The organism is Pedobacter sp. BMA (genome assembly GCF_001027745.1).
Taxonomy (GTDB): domain Bacteria; phylum Bacteroidota; class Bacteroidia; order Sphingobacteriales; family Sphingobacteriaceae; genus Pedobacter.
On sequence record NZ_LECU01000007.1, the window covers coordinates 201,594 to 217,638 of the forward strand.

A 16,045-nucleotide genomic window follows, 5' to 3' on the forward strand; every position below is an offset into this window, starting at 1 on the left:
AGTAAATTGACGATATATCATCATTTTAAAAAACGCATTAAATCAATAAAATACTAGCCAACAACAACTTAACTATTGGTATTTTTATTGTGATTACCGAACCACATCAAAGCGCTCAATCAGTTTTCGATTATTACTGGTTTAAATTACGCTCGCCAAAAAGAAAAATGAAACAGAAAATCTTAATCGTAGAGGACGAATTTATTGTAGCAAATGATCTTCGGATTATGCTCGAAAAGGCAGGTTATAAAGTTTGCGGAATCGCCCCTTCAGTGGTCAAAGCACTAGAACTGATCGGCACCAAAGAACCCGACTGGATTTTGCTCGATATTTTTCTGCAGGGCGACAAAACTGGAATCGACCTGGCCGGGCAGCTCACTGAAATGGGTATTCCCTTTATTTACATTTCGGCAAATACCAATCAGGGGATACTGGAAGCCGCAAAAGCGACCTTGCCATATGGCTTTCTGGTTAAACCTTTTCGTGAAAAAGACCTGATGGTGATGCTCGACATCGCACAATACCGCCACGAACAAAACCTAAAATATAACCAACATGCGGAGCCGTCAATTCACAAACAAATCGAGCATATCGCAGAAAAGCAGGAATCAATTGCTGAACGCCTGAAGCAGGTAAGCGCTGCTATATACCCTGTAGTACCCTTCGATTTCCTTTGGATCACAAAATCTATCCCGAAAACATCCGCCAAAGATGTAAATATCGCACGGATGGCGGATGGAAAATTCAATGTACTCAACCATGAGGCCCTATTGAAAGAAACCGGCGTTTCTATGCGCGACTTTAAGCTTTGGAATGCATCGGCAGTGAGCCATAATGGGAAGGCAATTTATAATGGATACGATTTCCGTAAACTGAGAATGGAAAGTCCGTGGACACAAACCCTCTCCGATCATTTTAAATTGGAGTCTGCACTGATTACTGAAGTGGAAAGGTCAGGAGAAATATTCCAGTTCATTTTTTTTAACCACCTCACCGACCTCTATACCAAAGTTCATACAGGAATTTTAAATCAGTTTAATAAAAGCCTTGAACTGGTACTAGACAAAATTATATATAGTAAAGAGGTCTTCACCCCATCAGCTCCGCCTGAATTGATCAGCCTGGAAAAGCCTGTGGTTAGAAGAGCGCTAAGCGAAACCCCCAACGATTTTCATGGCATCATCGGCAACAGCGCGCTATTACACTCCGCTTTTAAAAAAATGGAATTGGTATCGCCCGATGATACCTCTGTGTTAATTTTAGGTGAAAGTGGTACCGGAAAAGAAAAGATCGCGCACACCATCCACCAGTTATCCCCACGAAAAAATAAACCTCTGATCACCGTGAACTGTGCCGCATTACCGCTCACGTTGATAGAATCCGAACTTTTCGGACATGAAAAGGGCTCGTTTACAGGCGCAAATGAAAAACGCATCGGTAAATTCGAGCAAGCCGATGGCGGATCAATATTTCTGGATGAGATTGGCGAACTGCCACTGGAAGCCCAGGTAAAATTATTAAGAGTGCTTCAGGAGAAGGAAATCGAGCGTTTAGGGGGCAACTACACCAAAAAAATAAATGTCAGAATCATCACCGCAACCAACCGGAATCTCGAAAAGGAAGTCGCTGAAGGCAGATTCCGTCTCGACCTGTATTACCGCCTTAACGTTTTTCCTATAGAACTTCCGGCTTTGAGAGAACGAAAGGAAGATATCCCTGCCTTGGCGGCATATTTTATCGACAAGTACCGTAAGTCAGGATCGTCCGCGGTGAGTGGAATTTCAGTAGATGTTTTAAAGGAATTACAGGGTTACGACTGGCCGGGAAATATCCGCGAACTGGAGCACCTGATCGAAAGGACTATGCTTTTAACTGAGGGAGAAACCATCAATAATATTGAACTTCCTGTCGCGGCCTCCGCCACAAGGTTCTCCGGAGAAGATCAATCTAAAATCAGGACAATGGAAGAAATGGAACGCGCGCATATATTAACGATCCTGAAAATGTGCAAAGGTAAAATCTTTGGTCCTGGCGGCGCTGCCGAAATCCTGAACATTCCTTCAACTACCTTAAACTCCAAAATTAAAAAGCTGGGGATCAAATTTGAATTCGTGAAGTAAGTTAGACATTTTCAAAACGTAAATTAACGATATAAAGCCACAAATTAAACACAAATAAACACACCATAAACTCATTATCAGATACTTACATAAATGGCTCACAAATTGAATTAAACAAACTGTTAAAATATACGAAGCTCAGATCAGGCGACCTCTCCTACAACAAATGATTTGAAGGCTGTTATAAACATTTAATTTTTTAATCTAATAACAAAAGCTATGAGTACTATTAAAGTAAAAGACGGAACCGAAATCTATTACAAAGACTGGGGAACAGGACAACCAATTGTGTTTCATCATGGATGGCCATTGTCGGGAGACGACTGGGATACACAAATGATGTTTTTCCTTCAACAGGGGTACCGCGTAATTGCGCACGACAGACGTGGACACGGACGTTCAGGACAAAGCGCTAATGGCAATGACATGGATACCTATGTAGCCGATATTGCAGAATTGACTGCGGCACTTGATTTGAAAGATGCCATTCACATCGGCCACTCCACTGGTGGCGGTGAAGTGATCCGTTACGTTGCAAAGCATGGTGAAGGACGCGTGGCAAAGGCAATCTTAATCAGCGCCGTAACGCCGATTATGGTTCAAAATGAAAGCAATCCGGAAGGCGTTCCCATGTCAATTTTCGATGAGATTCGCCAGGGAACCGGTTTTACAAGAGCACAATATTTTTATGATTTCCCTGTTGCCTTTTATGGATGGAACCGTGAGGGCAAGAAAGTGCAGGAAGGCATTAAACACAACTGGTGGCGCCAGGGGATGATGGGGTCTGTGTTGGCACATTATGCCGGAATTAAAGCTTTTTCAGAATCTGATTTTACTGAAGATTTAAAAAGTGTAAACATTCCGGTTCTGGTAATGCACGGGGAAGACGACCAGATTGTTCCGTTTAACCAGGCACCACGCGCAGCTAAACTCCTGCCAAACGGTAAGTTGATCTCATACCCTGGCTTCCCACATGGTATGCCAACAACTGAAGCAGAAACGATTAATAAAGATATTCTCGAATTCATTAAATCATAATGATTCAGTATTAAGCTAAACAGGCCCGGCACCGCTCCGGGCCTGTTTAGTTTTTCCGCATACTCAAATAAACCGGCAGGCCATATATTTCCCCCCTGATAAAACTTATACCTGATTTTAAATGTTAGCAACATAACAAGGCACAACTAACAAGCCATTTTATGCTAACAGAAACGCAGGACCTAAAGCAAACGTCAGCCGGCAGCCATACGATTGACTTAACCATAAACGGGAAACATACCACACTATCCATTGAGCCCTGGGTAAGCCTTCTGGATTGTCTCCGCGATCACCTCAATTTAACCGGTACTAAAAAAGGATGTGACCATGGGCAGTGTGGCGCATGCACAGTGTTGTGCGACGGAAAGAGAGTATTGAGCTGCCTTACGCTCGCTGTAATGAAAAATGGTGCTGATATTACCACCGTGGAAGGCATTGCTAACGGAGAGGAACTCCATCCCATCCAACAGGCCTTCATCGATCACGATGCATTTCAGTGCGGCTATTGTACTCCCGGACAAATCTGCAGCGCAATTGGCCTGCTTAAGGAAGGCAAAGCAAATTCAAGAGCAGAAGTGAAAGAACTGATGAGCGGAAACCTTTGCCGTTGCGGCGCAAATGTGGGCATTATTGACGCCATTATGCAGGTTAAAGACGGAGGCAGCTATGAATAATTTCGGGTATAAACAAGCTTCAAACATTGACGATGCGGTGACCCTGGTGGCCGCCAGTGAAAAGACCTCATTTATTGCAGGGGGAACGAACCTGATCGACTTATGGAAATACAACATTACCAACCCTGCGGAACTCATAGACATCAATCACCTCAACGAACTTTCAAATATTGAGCAGCTGGAAAACGGCGGATTGAGGCTTGGTGCTGGCGTAAAAAATGCAGATACTGCCTATCACCCGATCGTGGAGCAGAAATATCCGCTGCTTTCAAAAGCGATTCTTGCGGGAGCATCTGCGCAAATCAGAAACATGGCTACCAACGGAGGAAACCTGTTACAGCGTACGCGTTGCTATTATTTTTATGATCCTGAAGTGCCATGCAACAAACGCAATCCGGGTTCCGGATGTCCTGCAAAAGACGGCTATAACCGCATGCACGCCATTCTCGGAACCAGTGAGCAATGCATCGCCGTTTTTCCTTCCGATATGTGTGTAGCACTGGCTGCACTCGATGCAGTGGTAAATGTTAGCGGACCGGAAGGCGCCCGCTCCATACCGTTTAAGGAATTTCACCGCCTGCCTGGAGACAGGCCCGATCTGGATAACAACCTGAAAAAAAATGAGCTCATCACCTCAATCGATCTGCCTGAAAAGGGCTTTGAAGGAAATTACTCCTATCTGAAACTTCGTGACCGCCACTCTTATGCATTTGCACTGGTTTCGGTTGCTACAACTTTTACCCTTGATGGGTCAATCATCAGCGATGCCAGAATTGCACTGGGCGGGGTAGCGCATCAGCCCTGGAGATCATTTGAAGCTGAACAGTTTCTGGAAGGTAAAACCGCTTCTGAAGAAAACTTTGCCCTTGCGGCCGATCTGATTTTAAAGGGAGCAAAAGGTTTTGGCGATAACGACTTCAAAATTAAACTCGCTAAAAAAGCGATCATACGAAACTGCCTGATGGCGCTTCGTCCTGAAACACAACTTCCGGGTGCACAACCCGCTGCATAATTGAACAAAATATAACACTGGAATGGACTTGAATAAAACTGTTGGTAAACCAATAAGCCGCTTAGAAGGAAAGTTAAAAGTAACAGGTGCAGCAAAATATGCGGCAGAGTATCAGGCCGACAATTTACTTCATGGTTACGTGGTTAACAGCCCCGTTACCAAAGGAAAAATTATTAACATCGACATCTCAGGAGCCATGGCCATTCCGGGGGTCATTCAGGTACTTTCACATGAAAACCGTCCAAAGCTGGCCTGGTTCGATTTACAATATACCGACATGGATGCCCCTCCAGGCACGGTGTTCAAGCCATTACATGATGAAAACATCCTGTACAACGGTCAGCCGATTGCGCTGGTTGTAGCTGAAGATTTCGAAACCGCAAGGTATGCATCAACCCAGATCCGGTTTGAATTTGAAGAGAAAAACTTTCAAACCAGCCTCGACCAGAACATTGGCGAGGCCAGGGCTGCAAAAAAAGGTTTCGCAACTGCATTAAAACCACCCCCACCGCCGCCAACCGGTGATTTCGATGAGGCTTTCGCTAATGCTGCTGTTAAGGTAGAGGCCGAATTTCACCATGGCACGGAACACCATAACCCCATCGAACTTTTCGCTACAACAACGGTGTATGAAGGTCCGGGGAAACTCACCATATATGATAAAACACAGGGCACCATTAACAATCAGCTTTACGTAGCCAACATATTCGGACTTCGCTACAAAAACGTCAGGGTTTTGGCTCCATTCGTTGGGGGCGCTTTTGGCTCAGGGCTTCGCCCGCAGTATCAGTTATTTCTTTGCGTAATGGCTGCACTGCATCTGGAACGTAATGTGCGCGTGGTGTTGGATAGAAAGCAGATGTTTTCTTTTAGTCACCGTCCACCTGCTATACAAACCCTCCGCTTTGCCAGCGATATTAATGGCCGCTTGACTGCCCTTGGTCACCGGGTACTTGCTGAAACCTCAAATTTTGAAGATTATACAGAACCTACAGCTTCCTGGAGCCACAGGCTATATCCGGCGCCAAATACACTGTTTGAACAGAAAGTAGTGCCGCTGGATGTTTATACGCCGATGGATATGCGCGCCCCCGGTGGTAGCACTGCGCTGCACGCCATAGAGTGCACCATGGATGAGCTATCCTACAAACTTAAAATTGATCCGCTGGAGCTTCGGCTGATTAACTATTCGGATATGGATCCCTCCAGTAAAAAGCCATATACCAGCAAGGCTTTAAGGGCTTGTTACCTGGAGGCAGCCGAAAGATTTGGGTGGGACAAACGCAGTCCTGAACCCGCAAGCATGACCCGTGGTAACAAACTGGTAGGATATGGAATGGCTACCGGAATATGGGATGCCTTTCAGTTTCCAGCCCGCGTGGAGGCCATGATCACGAGTGATGGTAAACTTGTGCTGAACAACGCGACGACAGATATCGGAACAGGAACGCTCACGGTAATGACGCAGATTGCAGCAGATGAACTGGGGCTATCTATCGAAGAAGTAGATTTTCAATATGGCGACAGCAAAAAGCCTTTTTCCATGTTTCAGGGTGGTTCAGCAATTACTTCATCCACAGGAGTAGCCATTGTCATTGCAGCTAAAGCACTGCGTAAAAAACTTTTGAAGAAAGCTGGTGAAATTCCCCATTCCCCTTTTCATAAAATTGCAGAGGAAGAGGTATTTTTTGCCGCTGGACAGCTATGCCTGAAAAGCGACCCCGGAATCTTTATCACTTTAAAAGATATCATCGCTTTCAACAACGGTCGCCCGATTAAAACCACCAACATGGGTAAACCGCACATGCTTAAACTTAGAAAATACAGTCTCGCCACCCACAGCGCTTCGTTTGTAGAAGTAGAAGTAGACAAGGATTTAGGCGTAGTAACCGTAACCCGTGCAGTTACTGCTGTTGCCGCAGGAAAAATCATCAACCCCAAAACAGCAAAAAGCCAGATCTTAGGCTCAATGGTTTGGGGAATCAGCAAAGCATTGCACGAAGAAACAATTATGGATACCAACCTTGGTAAATACATCAATACCAATCTTGGGGAGTACCACATCCCTGTTCATGCAGACATTGGCGAACTTGATGTGATTTTTGCTGAAGAGCAGGATGAGTTAATCAATGAAATTGGTACGAAGGGCGTTGGAGAAATTGGATTGGTAGGCATGCCGGCCGCCATTTCCAATGCTATTTTCCATGCAACGGGGAAACGCATTTATAAACTGCCCATCCATTTCGACGAGCTGATCGGTTAAACTAGCCGGTTTCCTCAACGCCATTAAGGTGAAATACATCGCTTTTATCATCAAGCTCCGTATCCTGGTGGCTCACCAGAATCACGGTAGTTTGCTGTGATGAAAACAAAGCGCTTAACCGGTGAATCAGACGTGTTTTAAGCGCAGAATCCAATGCAGTAAATGGCTCATCCATCAGGAGCAATCTGGGTTTCGTTGCCAGCGCCCGGAGGATGGCTAGGCGTTGCTGCTGTCCGCCGGAAAGGGCTTTTGGATACCTGTTGCGCAATGCCTCGATTTCGCCGAGCTGCAGCAATTCATCCACATAGCGCTGGTCATCTGTACCATAGCGCAAGTGCTGCTCGACAGTCATATTGGGGAACAGCGCATAGTTCTGAAAAACAAAACCAACATGGCGTTCCTGAACTTTTTTAAAATACTTCTTGTCACCGTCGAACCAAACTTCATCACCAGATCTGATCGTTCCCCGGTCAGGATGAATAAAACCGGCAATCATCTTCAGCAATGTGGTTTTGCCCACACCCGAAGGTCCGGATATTCGCGTAACCGCATTTAAACGAAAACTGGTATCAACCTTAAGTTCGAAGCTTGTAGGCGGACCTGTTCTTTTTTCAATAGCGATCCTGATCATTCGAAAGGGCTTTTAACAGCGTTTCTGTTAATTACAAAAACACTGATGACGATTATAAATGTGATCGCAAATAAAATGAGCGCATAGCGATTTGCAGAACTGTAGTCCATCATTTCTACCGCGTCATAAATGGCTATCGATGCCACCTTCGTTTCTCCTGGTATGTTTCCGCCAATCATCAGTACAACGCCAAATTCGCCTAATGTGTGTGCAAAAGTGAGTACGGCAGCTGTAAAAACAGAAGCTTTGATATTCGGCAACAATACCTTGTAAAAAGTTTCTGTTTTCGATTTACCCATCATGTAGGAAGCTTCAGCCATCGATCCGGGCAAGTGAGAAAAAGCCGCCTTCACCGGACTGATCATAAAGGGCAGGCTGTAGAGAATAGATGCCACTACCAATCCCGGAAAGGAGAAAACCAGCTGCAGGCTAAAGTGCTGGTGCAACCATTTTCCAAAACCATTGTTCGGGCTAAATGCAAGCAGCAGGTAGAATCCAAGTACAGAAGGCGGCAGTACCAGTGGCATGGTAATGATGGCTTCTGCAATGAGCTTTAAAATGGTTTGTTTACGCGAAAGCCAGTAAGCCGCAGGTATTCCAATAAACAACAGGATAGCTGTTGTAATCATTGCCAGCTTCATACTTAGCCATATTGGTTCCAGATCCATTTATTTTTTATTCGGGTAATCGATAGCCATTGCCGGAAATAATCTTCTTTGCAGCGGCTGATGACAAATATTCATAAAACTTTAAAGCATTCTTTCCGCCCCTTTGTTTCGAATATTTAAGCAAAATAACACCTTGTTCAAGTCGGGAGTAGCTTTTGGGGTCCACCCTCGCCCATTTCAATTTTGACTGATCAACATTTTCATATAAAAAAGCTTCTGTAGTAAAGCCCATATCCACCACACCTGTTTGCAGGTAGGTATTCACCTGGGAAATGCTTTCCCCAAACACGAGCTTCGAACCAATCTGTTCGTTCAGTTTAAAGAAACTCAGACTTTCCTCGGCGGCCCTGCCATAAGGTGCCGTTTTAGGATTGGCAACGGCTATTTTCTTAACACGTTCGTTCACCAGCAAAGATTGCCAGTTTTTGATATCACCCGAAACAGATCCGCAAATGATTAAGCTTCCCAGGGCATACAGCTTAGGTTTTTGAAGTCCGTAACCCCCGGCATAAAGTTTATCTGGAAAATCAGTATCCGCCGAAAGAAAAACTTCATAGGGTGCTCCGTTCATAATCTGGGTAGTGAGTTTTCCGGAGGCACCAATAATCGCTTCTGTTTCAATACCCGTGCGCTTTTTAAAATCAAGCTGCAACTTTTTAATGACTCCCTGCGCATTCGCCGCCACAGCAATACGTAGCTTTTGTGCATGCGAACTCACCTGTACGGCAAATACAATGAGCATTATAAAACCAAAACCTTTAGATCTTTTTATCATCTTCAAATGTCTGTTAATAATGGAAGAATTATGCTGGAAAAATACTTGTTCATCTAGTTTTTGATAACGGGATTTGAAAATTCTGGACTGGCAATAAAGGTAGAATCTGTGAGTGAAAAATGGTTTTCACTTAGCTAAAATTAGTGTTTAAAGCAACAAATTTACAAATATCCCGCGATTTTCCGGGGCAGTGCTTATATAAATCACGGATATATCTACCAAAATTACCGTTTCCATAAGTATTTGATTTTATTTCACACCGGTTTCGTAGTTTAGCTGTTATATTCCCTATATGAAAGAGATTGTTGATATCCTCGGCGCTTACCAGAAAGCCATAGCCGAAAGTAAAAAGTCGGCATTGGCAACCGTGGTTAAAGTAGAGGGTTCTTCCTACAGAAGGCCTGGCGCCAGAATGCTGGTTACCGACGACGGCATGCTTACGGGTGCCATCAGTGGTGGTTGCCTGGAAGGCGATGCATTGAGGAAAGCACTTTCAGCCATTCATCAGGGTGAAAATAAACTCGTTACCTACGATACCACAGATGAGGACGATGCTAAATTCGGCGTCCAGCTGGGTTGCAACGGCATTGTGCACATCCTTTTCGAACCCATCTTTGCTGAAGACCAACTCAATCCCATTGAAATTTTAAAGGAAGCAAACAGATTAAGAGAAAACTGCGTAATTGCGACCCTGTTTTCGTTAAACAGCAAAACGCAACCTGGCTCAGTCATGTTGTTTAGGGAAAACCACATACTGGATAAAGTTTCGGAGGAAATTTCAGGTACATTAAAAAATGATGCATTTGATGTATTGAAACTCAGATTATCGAGATTCGAATCTTATGCCATCGGAGCAGAGGAGTTCGATGCTTTCCTGGAGTTCATTCCGCCGCCTATTCAACTCATCATTGCAGGCGCCGGAAACGATGCACAGCCCCTTGCCGGGATGGCAAACATTTTAGGTTGGGAAATCATCGTAGCCGATGGCCGGCCAACGCATGCCACCACACAAAGATTCCCCACAGCTAAGCAGGTTCTGGTGGCAAAACCGGAGCAGCTTATTCCCCTGATAGAAATAAACGGGCAAACTGCTTTTGTACTGATGACGCATAACTACAATTACGATACTGCCCTGTTGAATCTGCTTCTGGAAACTAAAGCCCCCTATATAGGCACCTTAGGGCCAAAGAAGAAATTGGTCAGAATGCTGGAAGAACTCGGAAAATCTGCACAGGAAGCCAGAATAAATGGGCCCATCGGACTCGATATTGGTGCCGAAACTGCAGAAGAAATTGCAGTTTCTGTGATCGCAGAAATAAAAGCATTATTTGCAGGTGCATCAGCAGGCATGCTTAAAGAGAAAAAACAACCCATACACGTATACGATTCAAAAAGTAATTAATGGATACTGGTATCATTATCCTGGCAGCAGGTAATTCAAGCAGAATGGGAAAACCAAAGCAATTGCTTCGTTACAACGGACAGATGTTATTGGATATTGCGGTCACAGCTGCCTTGAATACCGCATTCCGCCCGATAGTTGTGGTACTTGGTGCGTATGCAGAAGAGATTCTAGGGCATTCCAGACATGCCGCAGCGGTTTATGCCATAAATCCGGATTGGGAACAAGGGATGTCATCCAGTATTGCCTTCGGACTTCAGACAGCACTCGCAAAAAATGCACAATTGGAAAACATCATCATTATGGTTGCCGACCAGGTTTATATTTCAGATTCCATACTCAATGACCTGGTAAATAAGTCCAATACTGTTCAACAAAATATCATCACCTGCACATATGCGAAAACAACTGGCACCCCTGCACTGTTCAACAAAAAATACTTCGGAGAATTGTTAACTTTAAACGGCACAAATGGTGCAAAAGGTTTAATAAAACAGTATATTGAGGATGTGGCAAGTATTCCGTTTGAAATGGGAGAAATTGATATAGATACCGAAAAAGACTATAATAATTTAATAAACAGTAAATGATAGAAGATTCGTTTGGGAGGGTGCATGATTATTTGCGGATATCGTTAACTGATAATTGCAACTTCAGATGCTTTTATTGTATGCCGGAAGAGGATTACGATTTTACTCCGGCCTCACGCCTGATGCAACCTCATGAAGTGCTGGCCCTTGCAAAGACTTTTGTAGAACAGGGCGTAAAAAAAATCCGCCTTACAGGTGGAGAACCTCTCGTACGTAAAGATGCTGCTGAAATTATCCGCGGCCTCGGCGAACTTCCCGTAGAGCTGGTAATCACCACAAACGGTACAAGGATTGCCGAAATGCTGCCGGTTTTAATCGAAGCAGGTATCAAAACCGTAAACATCAGCCTCGACACCCTGCAACCTGAAAAGTTTTTCATGATTACCCGACGGGATGTATTCCACCAGGTACGGAGTAATATAGAACTATTGCTGCAACATAAAATTACGGTTAAAATCAATATGGTGGTGATGAAAGGTCTGAATGATGGAGAAATCAAAGATTTCATCAACTGGACAAAACACAACCCCATCCAGATCAGGTTTATAGAATTTATGCCCTTTACCGGTAATAAGTGGACCAGCAATAAGATGTTTTCCTACCAGGAAATCCTGAACCTCATTGAACAAGATTTTATCACCTTACCTGTGAAATCTGCCCCGCACGATATAGCAAAGGCATTCATGATCCCCGGACATGAAGGATCTTTTGCGGTGATCAGCACCATGACTGCTCCATTCTGCAGCACCTGCAACCGGATGCGACTCACCGCCGACGGGAAACTTAAAAACTGTTTGTTTTCCGACGGGGAAACCGATCTGCTGAATGCATTGCGAAAGAATGAAGATGTCCTGCCCCTGATCAAAGCTTCCATCTGGAGCAAGAAAAAGGAACTCGGCGGACAGCTCATCACTAATTTTGAAAACATTGATGCCGACGCCATCAAAAACCGGAGCATGATAACCATTGGAGGATAAGACATGATCAGTGTAAGTGAAGCGAAACAGCTGATCACCGAGCATACAGCTGCCCTGCAACCGGAGATTAAACAGCTTTTGAATGCCGCAGGCCACATTTTAGCAAAAGATATTTTAGGAGCCTTCAATATTCCGGCCTTTCGCCAGTCGTCTATGGATGGTTATGCCATTATATTTGAAGATAAGGGAAAGGAATTGCTGCTGGTTGGTGAAATGGCTGCAGGTACCGCACATGAACTGACAATACAATCCGGTGAAACAGTAAGAATTTTTACCGGGGCACCACTCCCTAAAGGGGCCGATACGGTAATAATGCAGGAGAAAGTGACCAGAAACGGGAATCAAATTAGCTTTGATGATGAACAACTGCTGCCAGGCGCTAATGTCCGGCAAATTGGATCAGAAATCACTGCTGGACAACTGGCCATGCAAAAAGGAAATCTGCTTAGTCCCCCGGCACTGGCCTTTTTAGCCGGAATAGGAATTAGTGAAGTGGAGGTCTACCCCATGCCTAAAATTGCCATCATCCTCACAGGTGATGAATTGCAGCAACCTGGTTTGCCTTTAAAATTTGGACAGGTTTATGAATCCAATTCTTATTCGCTCGCTTCCGCACTGTACCAGGAAGGCATCTCAACTGTAACAGTATTGACAGCAGCGGATACACTCGAAGCGCTGACAGCGGTTTTGAAAACAGCTTTGGAGAACAGTGATGTGGTATTATTAACCGGCGGAGTTAGTGTTGGCGACTACGACTTCGTTCTTCAGGCATCAGCCGCCTGTGGTGTTCAGCAGGTTTTCCATAAAGTGAAACAGAAACCCGGAAAACCTTTATATTTTGGAAAAAAGGGAGATAAAGTTATTTTTGGTCTTCCGGGAAATCCCTCATCAGTGCTGAATTGTTACTATAATTATGTGCTACCGGCAATAAAAAGATTATCCAATAAGGAAAACAGTGTACATGCGTTTGAGGGGGTGCTGACCCACGATTATCGGAAACCAAAAGGACTGACTCATTTTCTGAAGGGAAACTTCAAAAACGGGAAAGCCACGCCACTTGGTGCGCAGGAGTCGTATCGTTTGAGTTCTTTTGCACAGGCAAACTGCCTGATTCAGCTGGATGAAGAGCGCGAACAATTTAAAGCAGGAGAAATCGTAAGCGTATTGTTGATACCTCACGCGTGATCGTCAAGATTTAAAAGAATGGAAATAGAATTGATCAGTTTTGGCAGGATTTCGGAATTTATTCCAAATCAGAAAATACAAATTAATGGCATTGAAACCACCAGCGGTTTGCAAAACTATCTGGAGAAAACCTTTCCTCAGCTTGCCGGAATGAAATATAAACTTGCTTTAAACAAAAACCTGGTTCAGCAGGAAAGTGAAATCAGAAACGGGGACAGCATTGCCATTATGCCCCCTTTTTCAGGAGGATAGTATGGATACCGAACGTTATCAAAGGCAACTGATTTTAAGTGGCTTCGGCCCCGAAGCACAGCAACTGCTCTTACAGGCAAAGGTGTTGGTGATTGGTGCAGGCGGTTTGGGATGCCCTGCACTGCAATACCTCGCAGCAGCAGGTGTTGGCTATATCGGTATTGCCGACAATGACACAATAGAATTATCTAACCTGCACAGGCAGGTATTGTTCGGAACCGCCAACATTGGGTCTAAAAAGGCCAGCGTGGCAGCAAAAAGGCTTCAGGAAATGAACCCCGATCCCCAATATAGAATCCACCTGCTTCGCATCAGTACTCAAAACATTGCAGAAGTTTTCAGGGATTACGATATTATCTTCGACGGAACAGATAATTTCGACAGCAGATACCTCATCAATGACACCTGTGTACGGCTCCATAAATCTCTGGTTTTCGCAGCCGTTTCGGGTTTCGAAGGGCAACTTGCCATTTTTAATGTGCCGGATGCAGATGGCCGGAAAACCAATTACAGGGACATATTTCCAGTTCCACCTGCTCATGGGGAAATTCCAAATTGCGCAGAAAATGGTATATTAGGCGTTTTACCCGGTATTATGGGCACAATGGCCGCCGGGGAAATCATTAAACTGATTACCGGAATCGGGAAACCACTGATCAACAAATTATTACATTATAATCTGCTCAGCCAGGAGCAATACGAAATGAATATAAGTCCCTCGAAGTATGATACACCCCTGGTCATGGAAGCCAGTGATCCAGATACAATGCCTTTAAACCACAGTTATATTGAAATTGATGTGGAACGTATGCTAAGCCTCAGCGAAGAGGAATCCACCATCATCATCGATGTGCGTGAAAAACATGAGTTTCCGAGATTGGATACTGAAACTTACAAACAGGTACCCATGTCTGCATTTGATAATTTCTTATCATCTGAAATAACACAAAACAATATTGTGCTTCTGTGCCAGCACGGCGTCAGAAGTGTAGCCGCAGCTGAAGCTCTGTATCAGAAATATGGCCATACAAAAACAATGTACAGCTTAAAAGGAGGCATAGCAAAGTGGAGGAAACACTTTTTAACAACTTAGCATGAGTGAAAAGAAAATCAAAAATATATTCGTGGAAGGCCCGATTGCACCCGACTTTATTTCCACAAGCATCAGCAAGCATAGCACCAAAACCAATATTGGTGGGCACAGCATATTTCTGGGACAAGTCAGAGCAGATGAGATTGACGGTAAACTGGTATCGGCCATTGATTATACCGCTTTCGAAGATGTGGCTCTAAAACAGATGGATGAAATAAGGGAAGCAGTTTTCGCAAAATACCCCCTCACCTGCATGCATGTTTACCAATCGCTGGGTTTAGTTAAAGCAGGCGAAATCTGCCTTTTTGTTTTCACCTCGTCCGCACACCGAAAACCGGCCATTGATGCCTGTGAAGAAGTAGTCGAACGCCTGAAAGCGGAACTGCCCATCTGGGGGAAAGAAGTTTTTGAAGACGGTACACATCAGTGGAAAGAAAATAAATAGTATGGTTAACATTACGCATAAATCAAATACCCTTCGCATTGCGATTGCCACTGCAACCCTTAAAGTTTCGCGAAAAGAAACCATTGAAGCCATTGAACAAAGAAAAGTGCCTAAAGGGGATGTATTTGAATTCGCCCGGGCAGCAGGTTTATTAGGGGTAAAAAAAACCAGTGATGTGATTCCTGACTGTCACCCCCTGCCGGTCGAATTTACTTCGATCACCTACGAAATAAAAGATTTAACCATCATCATCGCCGTAGAAGTGCATACCATTTATAAAACAGGTGTAGAAGTGGAAGCCATGCATGGCGCCTCAGTTACCGCGCTAACCATGTACGATATGCTCAAACCGATCGACAAAGGGGTTGAGATTGAAAACATCAGGCTCCTTAAAAAATCAGGCGGAAAAACTGACTTTAATAAACTGGACTATGCAGATTTAACAGCTGCAGTAATGGTGTGCTCTGACACCATCTCATCTGGTAGCGGTGTGGACAAATCCGGCAAAGCCATTATCAGCAAACTCGCATCTTTCGGAATAGAAACAGGTACTTATGAAGTAATTCCAGATGATTTCAACCTCATTCAGGATAAAGTAAAAACACTGGCCACTCAGGTAGACCTGTTGATTTTCACAGGCGGAACCGGACTGTCACCTAGGGATGTGACCAGTGAGGCGGTTGCACCATTAATTGAAAAATCTATTGACGGCATTATGGAAACAGCCAGGCGCTATGGACAGGAACGGATGCCCTATGCCATGTTATCCAGAAGTGTTGCCGGATTAATTGGCGATACGCTAATTTTAACTTTTCCCGGATCAGTAAAAGGCGCACAGGAAAGTATGGATGCCCTATTCCCTCAGGTTTTACACGTTTTCAAAGTGATACAAGGCAACAGGCACTAAACCATAGCATTTT

16 protein-coding genes are annotated in these 16,045 nt (G+C 44.3%); 13 read left to right on the forward strand and 3 right to left on the reverse strand.

Annotation, left to right across the window (positions count from 1 at the left end):
- The first annotated feature begins 167 nt into the window (after positions 1–167).
- The 5 genes from AB669_RS17345 to AB669_RS17365 all read left to right on the forward strand — a co-directional run bounded on the left by AB669_RS17345 (position 168) and on the right by AB669_RS17365 (position 7,107).
- A complete protein-coding gene (locus AB669_RS17345) occupies positions 168–2,120 on the forward strand; it encodes a sigma 54-interacting response regulator (protein WP_047800604.1) in 1,953 nt (650 codons plus the stop codon).
- A gap of 219 nt (positions 2,121–2,339) precedes the next feature.
- Positions 2,340–3,158, forward strand: coding sequence for an alpha/beta fold hydrolase (locus tag AB669_RS17350; RefSeq protein WP_047800605.1), 819 nt, complete (start codon positions 2,340–2,342; stop codon positions 3,156–3,158).
- Between the two features lie 161 nt (positions 3,159–3,319).
- Entirely contained in the window at positions 3,320–3,832 is a 513-nt protein-coding gene (locus AB669_RS17355; RefSeq protein ID WP_047800606.1) for a (2Fe-2S)-binding protein, read from the forward strand.
- Positions 3,825–4,844, forward strand: coding sequence for a xanthine dehydrogenase family protein subunit M (locus AB669_RS17360; protein WP_047800607.1), 1,020 nt, complete (start codon positions 3,825–3,827; stop codon positions 4,842–4,844). The genes AB669_RS17355 and AB669_RS17360 overlap by 8 nt, the downstream gene beginning before the upstream one ends.
- 22 nt (positions 4,845–4,866) lie before the next feature.
- Entirely contained in the window at positions 4,867–7,107 is a 2,241-nt protein-coding gene (locus AB669_RS17365; protein WP_047800608.1) for a xanthine dehydrogenase family protein molybdopterin-binding subunit, read from the forward strand.
- 1 nt (position 7,108) lies between these two features.
- On the opposite strand, the gene AB669_RS17370 is transcribed toward AB669_RS17365, so the two are convergent.
- Genes AB669_RS17370 through modA form a run of 3 tightly spaced genes read right to left on the reverse strand, consistent with a single transcriptional unit; the run spans position 7,109 to position 9,181 of the window.
- Entirely contained in the window at positions 7,109–7,738 is a 630-nt protein-coding gene (locus AB669_RS17370) for an ATP-binding cassette domain-containing protein (RefSeq protein WP_047800609.1), read from the reverse strand.
- On the reverse strand, positions 7,735–8,406 hold the full coding sequence (modB, locus tag AB669_RS17375) for a molybdate ABC transporter permease subunit (protein ID WP_047800610.1): 672 nt from the start codon (positions 8,404–8,406) through the stop codon (positions 7,735–7,737). The genes AB669_RS17370 and modB overlap by 4 nt, the downstream gene beginning before the upstream one ends.
- 7 nt (positions 8,407–8,413) lie before the next feature.
- Positions 8,414–9,181 (reverse strand): molybdate ABC transporter substrate-binding protein, encoded by a 768-nt coding sequence (gene modA / locus AB669_RS17380; RefSeq protein WP_156166774.1) that lies wholly within the window; start codon positions 9,179–9,181, stop codon positions 8,414–8,416.
- Positions 9,182–9,473: 292 nt separating this feature from the next.
- Between modA and AB669_RS17385 the strand changes: the two genes are divergently transcribed.
- Genes AB669_RS17385 through moaCB form a run of 8 tightly spaced genes read left to right on the forward strand, consistent with a single transcriptional unit; the run spans position 9,474 to position 16,032 of the window.
- A complete protein-coding gene (locus AB669_RS17385) occupies positions 9,474–10,583 on the forward strand; it encodes an XdhC family protein (protein WP_047800611.1) in 1,110 nt (369 codons plus the stop codon).
- Entirely contained in the window at positions 10,583–11,173 is a 591-nt protein-coding gene (locus AB669_RS17390) for an NTP transferase domain-containing protein (RefSeq protein ID WP_047800612.1), read from the forward strand. Before AB669_RS17385 ends, AB669_RS17390 begins: the two co-directional genes overlap by 1 nt.
- Positions 11,170–12,150 (forward strand): GTP 3',8-cyclase MoaA, encoded by a 981-nt coding sequence (moaA, locus tag AB669_RS17395; protein ID WP_047800613.1) that lies wholly within the window; start codon positions 11,170–11,172, stop codon positions 12,148–12,150. The genes AB669_RS17390 and moaA overlap by 4 nt, the downstream gene beginning before the upstream one ends.
- A 3-nt stretch (positions 12,151–12,153) precedes the next feature.
- Positions 12,154–13,335, forward strand: a complete 1,182-nt coding sequence (glp, locus tag AB669_RS17400) for a gephyrin-like molybdotransferase Glp (RefSeq protein WP_047800614.1) — start codon at positions 12,154–12,156, stop codon at positions 13,333–13,335.
- Between the two features lie 18 nt (positions 13,336–13,353).
- Complete coding sequence (locus AB669_RS17405) at positions 13,354–13,587, forward strand: MoaD/ThiS family protein (protein ID WP_047800615.1); 234 nt, start codon at positions 13,354–13,356, stop codon at positions 13,585–13,587.
- 1 nt (position 13,588) lies between these two features.
- On the forward strand, positions 13,589–14,680 hold the full coding sequence (locus AB669_RS17410) for a ThiF family adenylyltransferase (RefSeq protein WP_047800616.1): 1,092 nt from the start codon (positions 13,589–13,591) through the stop codon (positions 14,678–14,680).
- Between the two features lies 1 nt (position 14,681).
- On the forward strand, positions 14,682–15,125 hold the full coding sequence (locus tag AB669_RS17415; RefSeq protein WP_047800617.1) for a molybdenum cofactor biosynthesis protein MoaE: 444 nt from the start codon (positions 14,682–14,684) through the stop codon (positions 15,123–15,125).
- Position 15,126: 1 nt separating this feature from the next.
- Positions 15,127–16,032, forward strand: a complete 906-nt coding sequence (gene moaCB / locus AB669_RS17420; protein ID WP_047800618.1) for a bifunctional molybdenum cofactor biosynthesis protein MoaC/MoaB — start codon at positions 15,127–15,129, stop codon at positions 16,030–16,032.
- The last annotated feature ends 13 nt before the right edge of the window (positions 16,033–16,045 follow it).

Coding starts and splice junctions, on each gene's coding strand:
- AB669_RS17345 (WP_047800604.1), top strand. CDS start 168: ATGAAACAGAAAATCTTAATCGTAGAGGACGAATTTATTGTAGCAAAT.
- AB669_RS17350 (WP_047800605.1), top strand. CDS start 2,340: ATGAGTACTATTAAAGTAAAAGACGGAACCGAAATCTATTACAAAGAC.
- AB669_RS17355 (WP_047800606.1), top strand. CDS start 3,320: ATGCTAACAGAAACGCAGGACCTAAAGCAAACGTCAGCCGGCAGCCAT.
- AB669_RS17360 (WP_047800607.1), top strand. CDS start 3,825: ATGAATAATTTCGGGTATAAACAAGCTTCAAACATTGACGATGCGGTG.
- AB669_RS17365 (WP_047800608.1), top strand. CDS start 4,867: ATGGACTTGAATAAAACTGTTGGTAAACCAATAAGCCGCTTAGAAGGA.
- AB669_RS17370 (WP_047800609.1), bottom strand. CDS start 7,738: ATGATCAGGATCGCTATTGAAAAAAGAACAGGTCCGCCTACAAGCTTC.
- modB (WP_047800610.1), bottom strand. CDS start 8,406: ATGGATCTGGAACCAATATGGCTAAGTATGAAGCTGGCAATGATTACA.
- modA (WP_156166774.1), bottom strand. CDS start 9,181: ATGATAAAAAGATCTAAAGGTTTTGGTTTTATAATGCTCATTGTATTT.
- AB669_RS17385 (WP_047800611.1), top strand. CDS start 9,474: ATGAAAGAGATTGTTGATATCCTCGGCGCTTACCAGAAAGCCATAGCC.
- AB669_RS17390 (WP_047800612.1), top strand. CDS start 10,583: ATGGATACTGGTATCATTATCCTGGCAGCAGGTAATTCAAGCAGAATG.
- moaA (WP_047800613.1), top strand. CDS start 11,170: ATGATAGAAGATTCGTTTGGGAGGGTGCATGATTATTTGCGGATATCG.
- glp (WP_047800614.1), top strand. CDS start 12,154: ATGATCAGTGTAAGTGAAGCGAAACAGCTGATCACCGAGCATACAGCT.
- AB669_RS17405 (WP_047800615.1), top strand. CDS start 13,354: ATGGAAATAGAATTGATCAGTTTTGGCAGGATTTCGGAATTTATTCCA.
- AB669_RS17410 (WP_047800616.1), top strand. CDS start 13,589: ATGGATACCGAACGTTATCAAAGGCAACTGATTTTAAGTGGCTTCGGC.
- AB669_RS17415 (WP_047800617.1), top strand. CDS start 14,682: ATGAGTGAAAAGAAAATCAAAAATATATTCGTGGAAGGCCCGATTGCA.
- moaCB (WP_047800618.1), top strand. CDS start 15,127: ATGGTTAACATTACGCATAAATCAAATACCCTTCGCATTGCGATTGCC.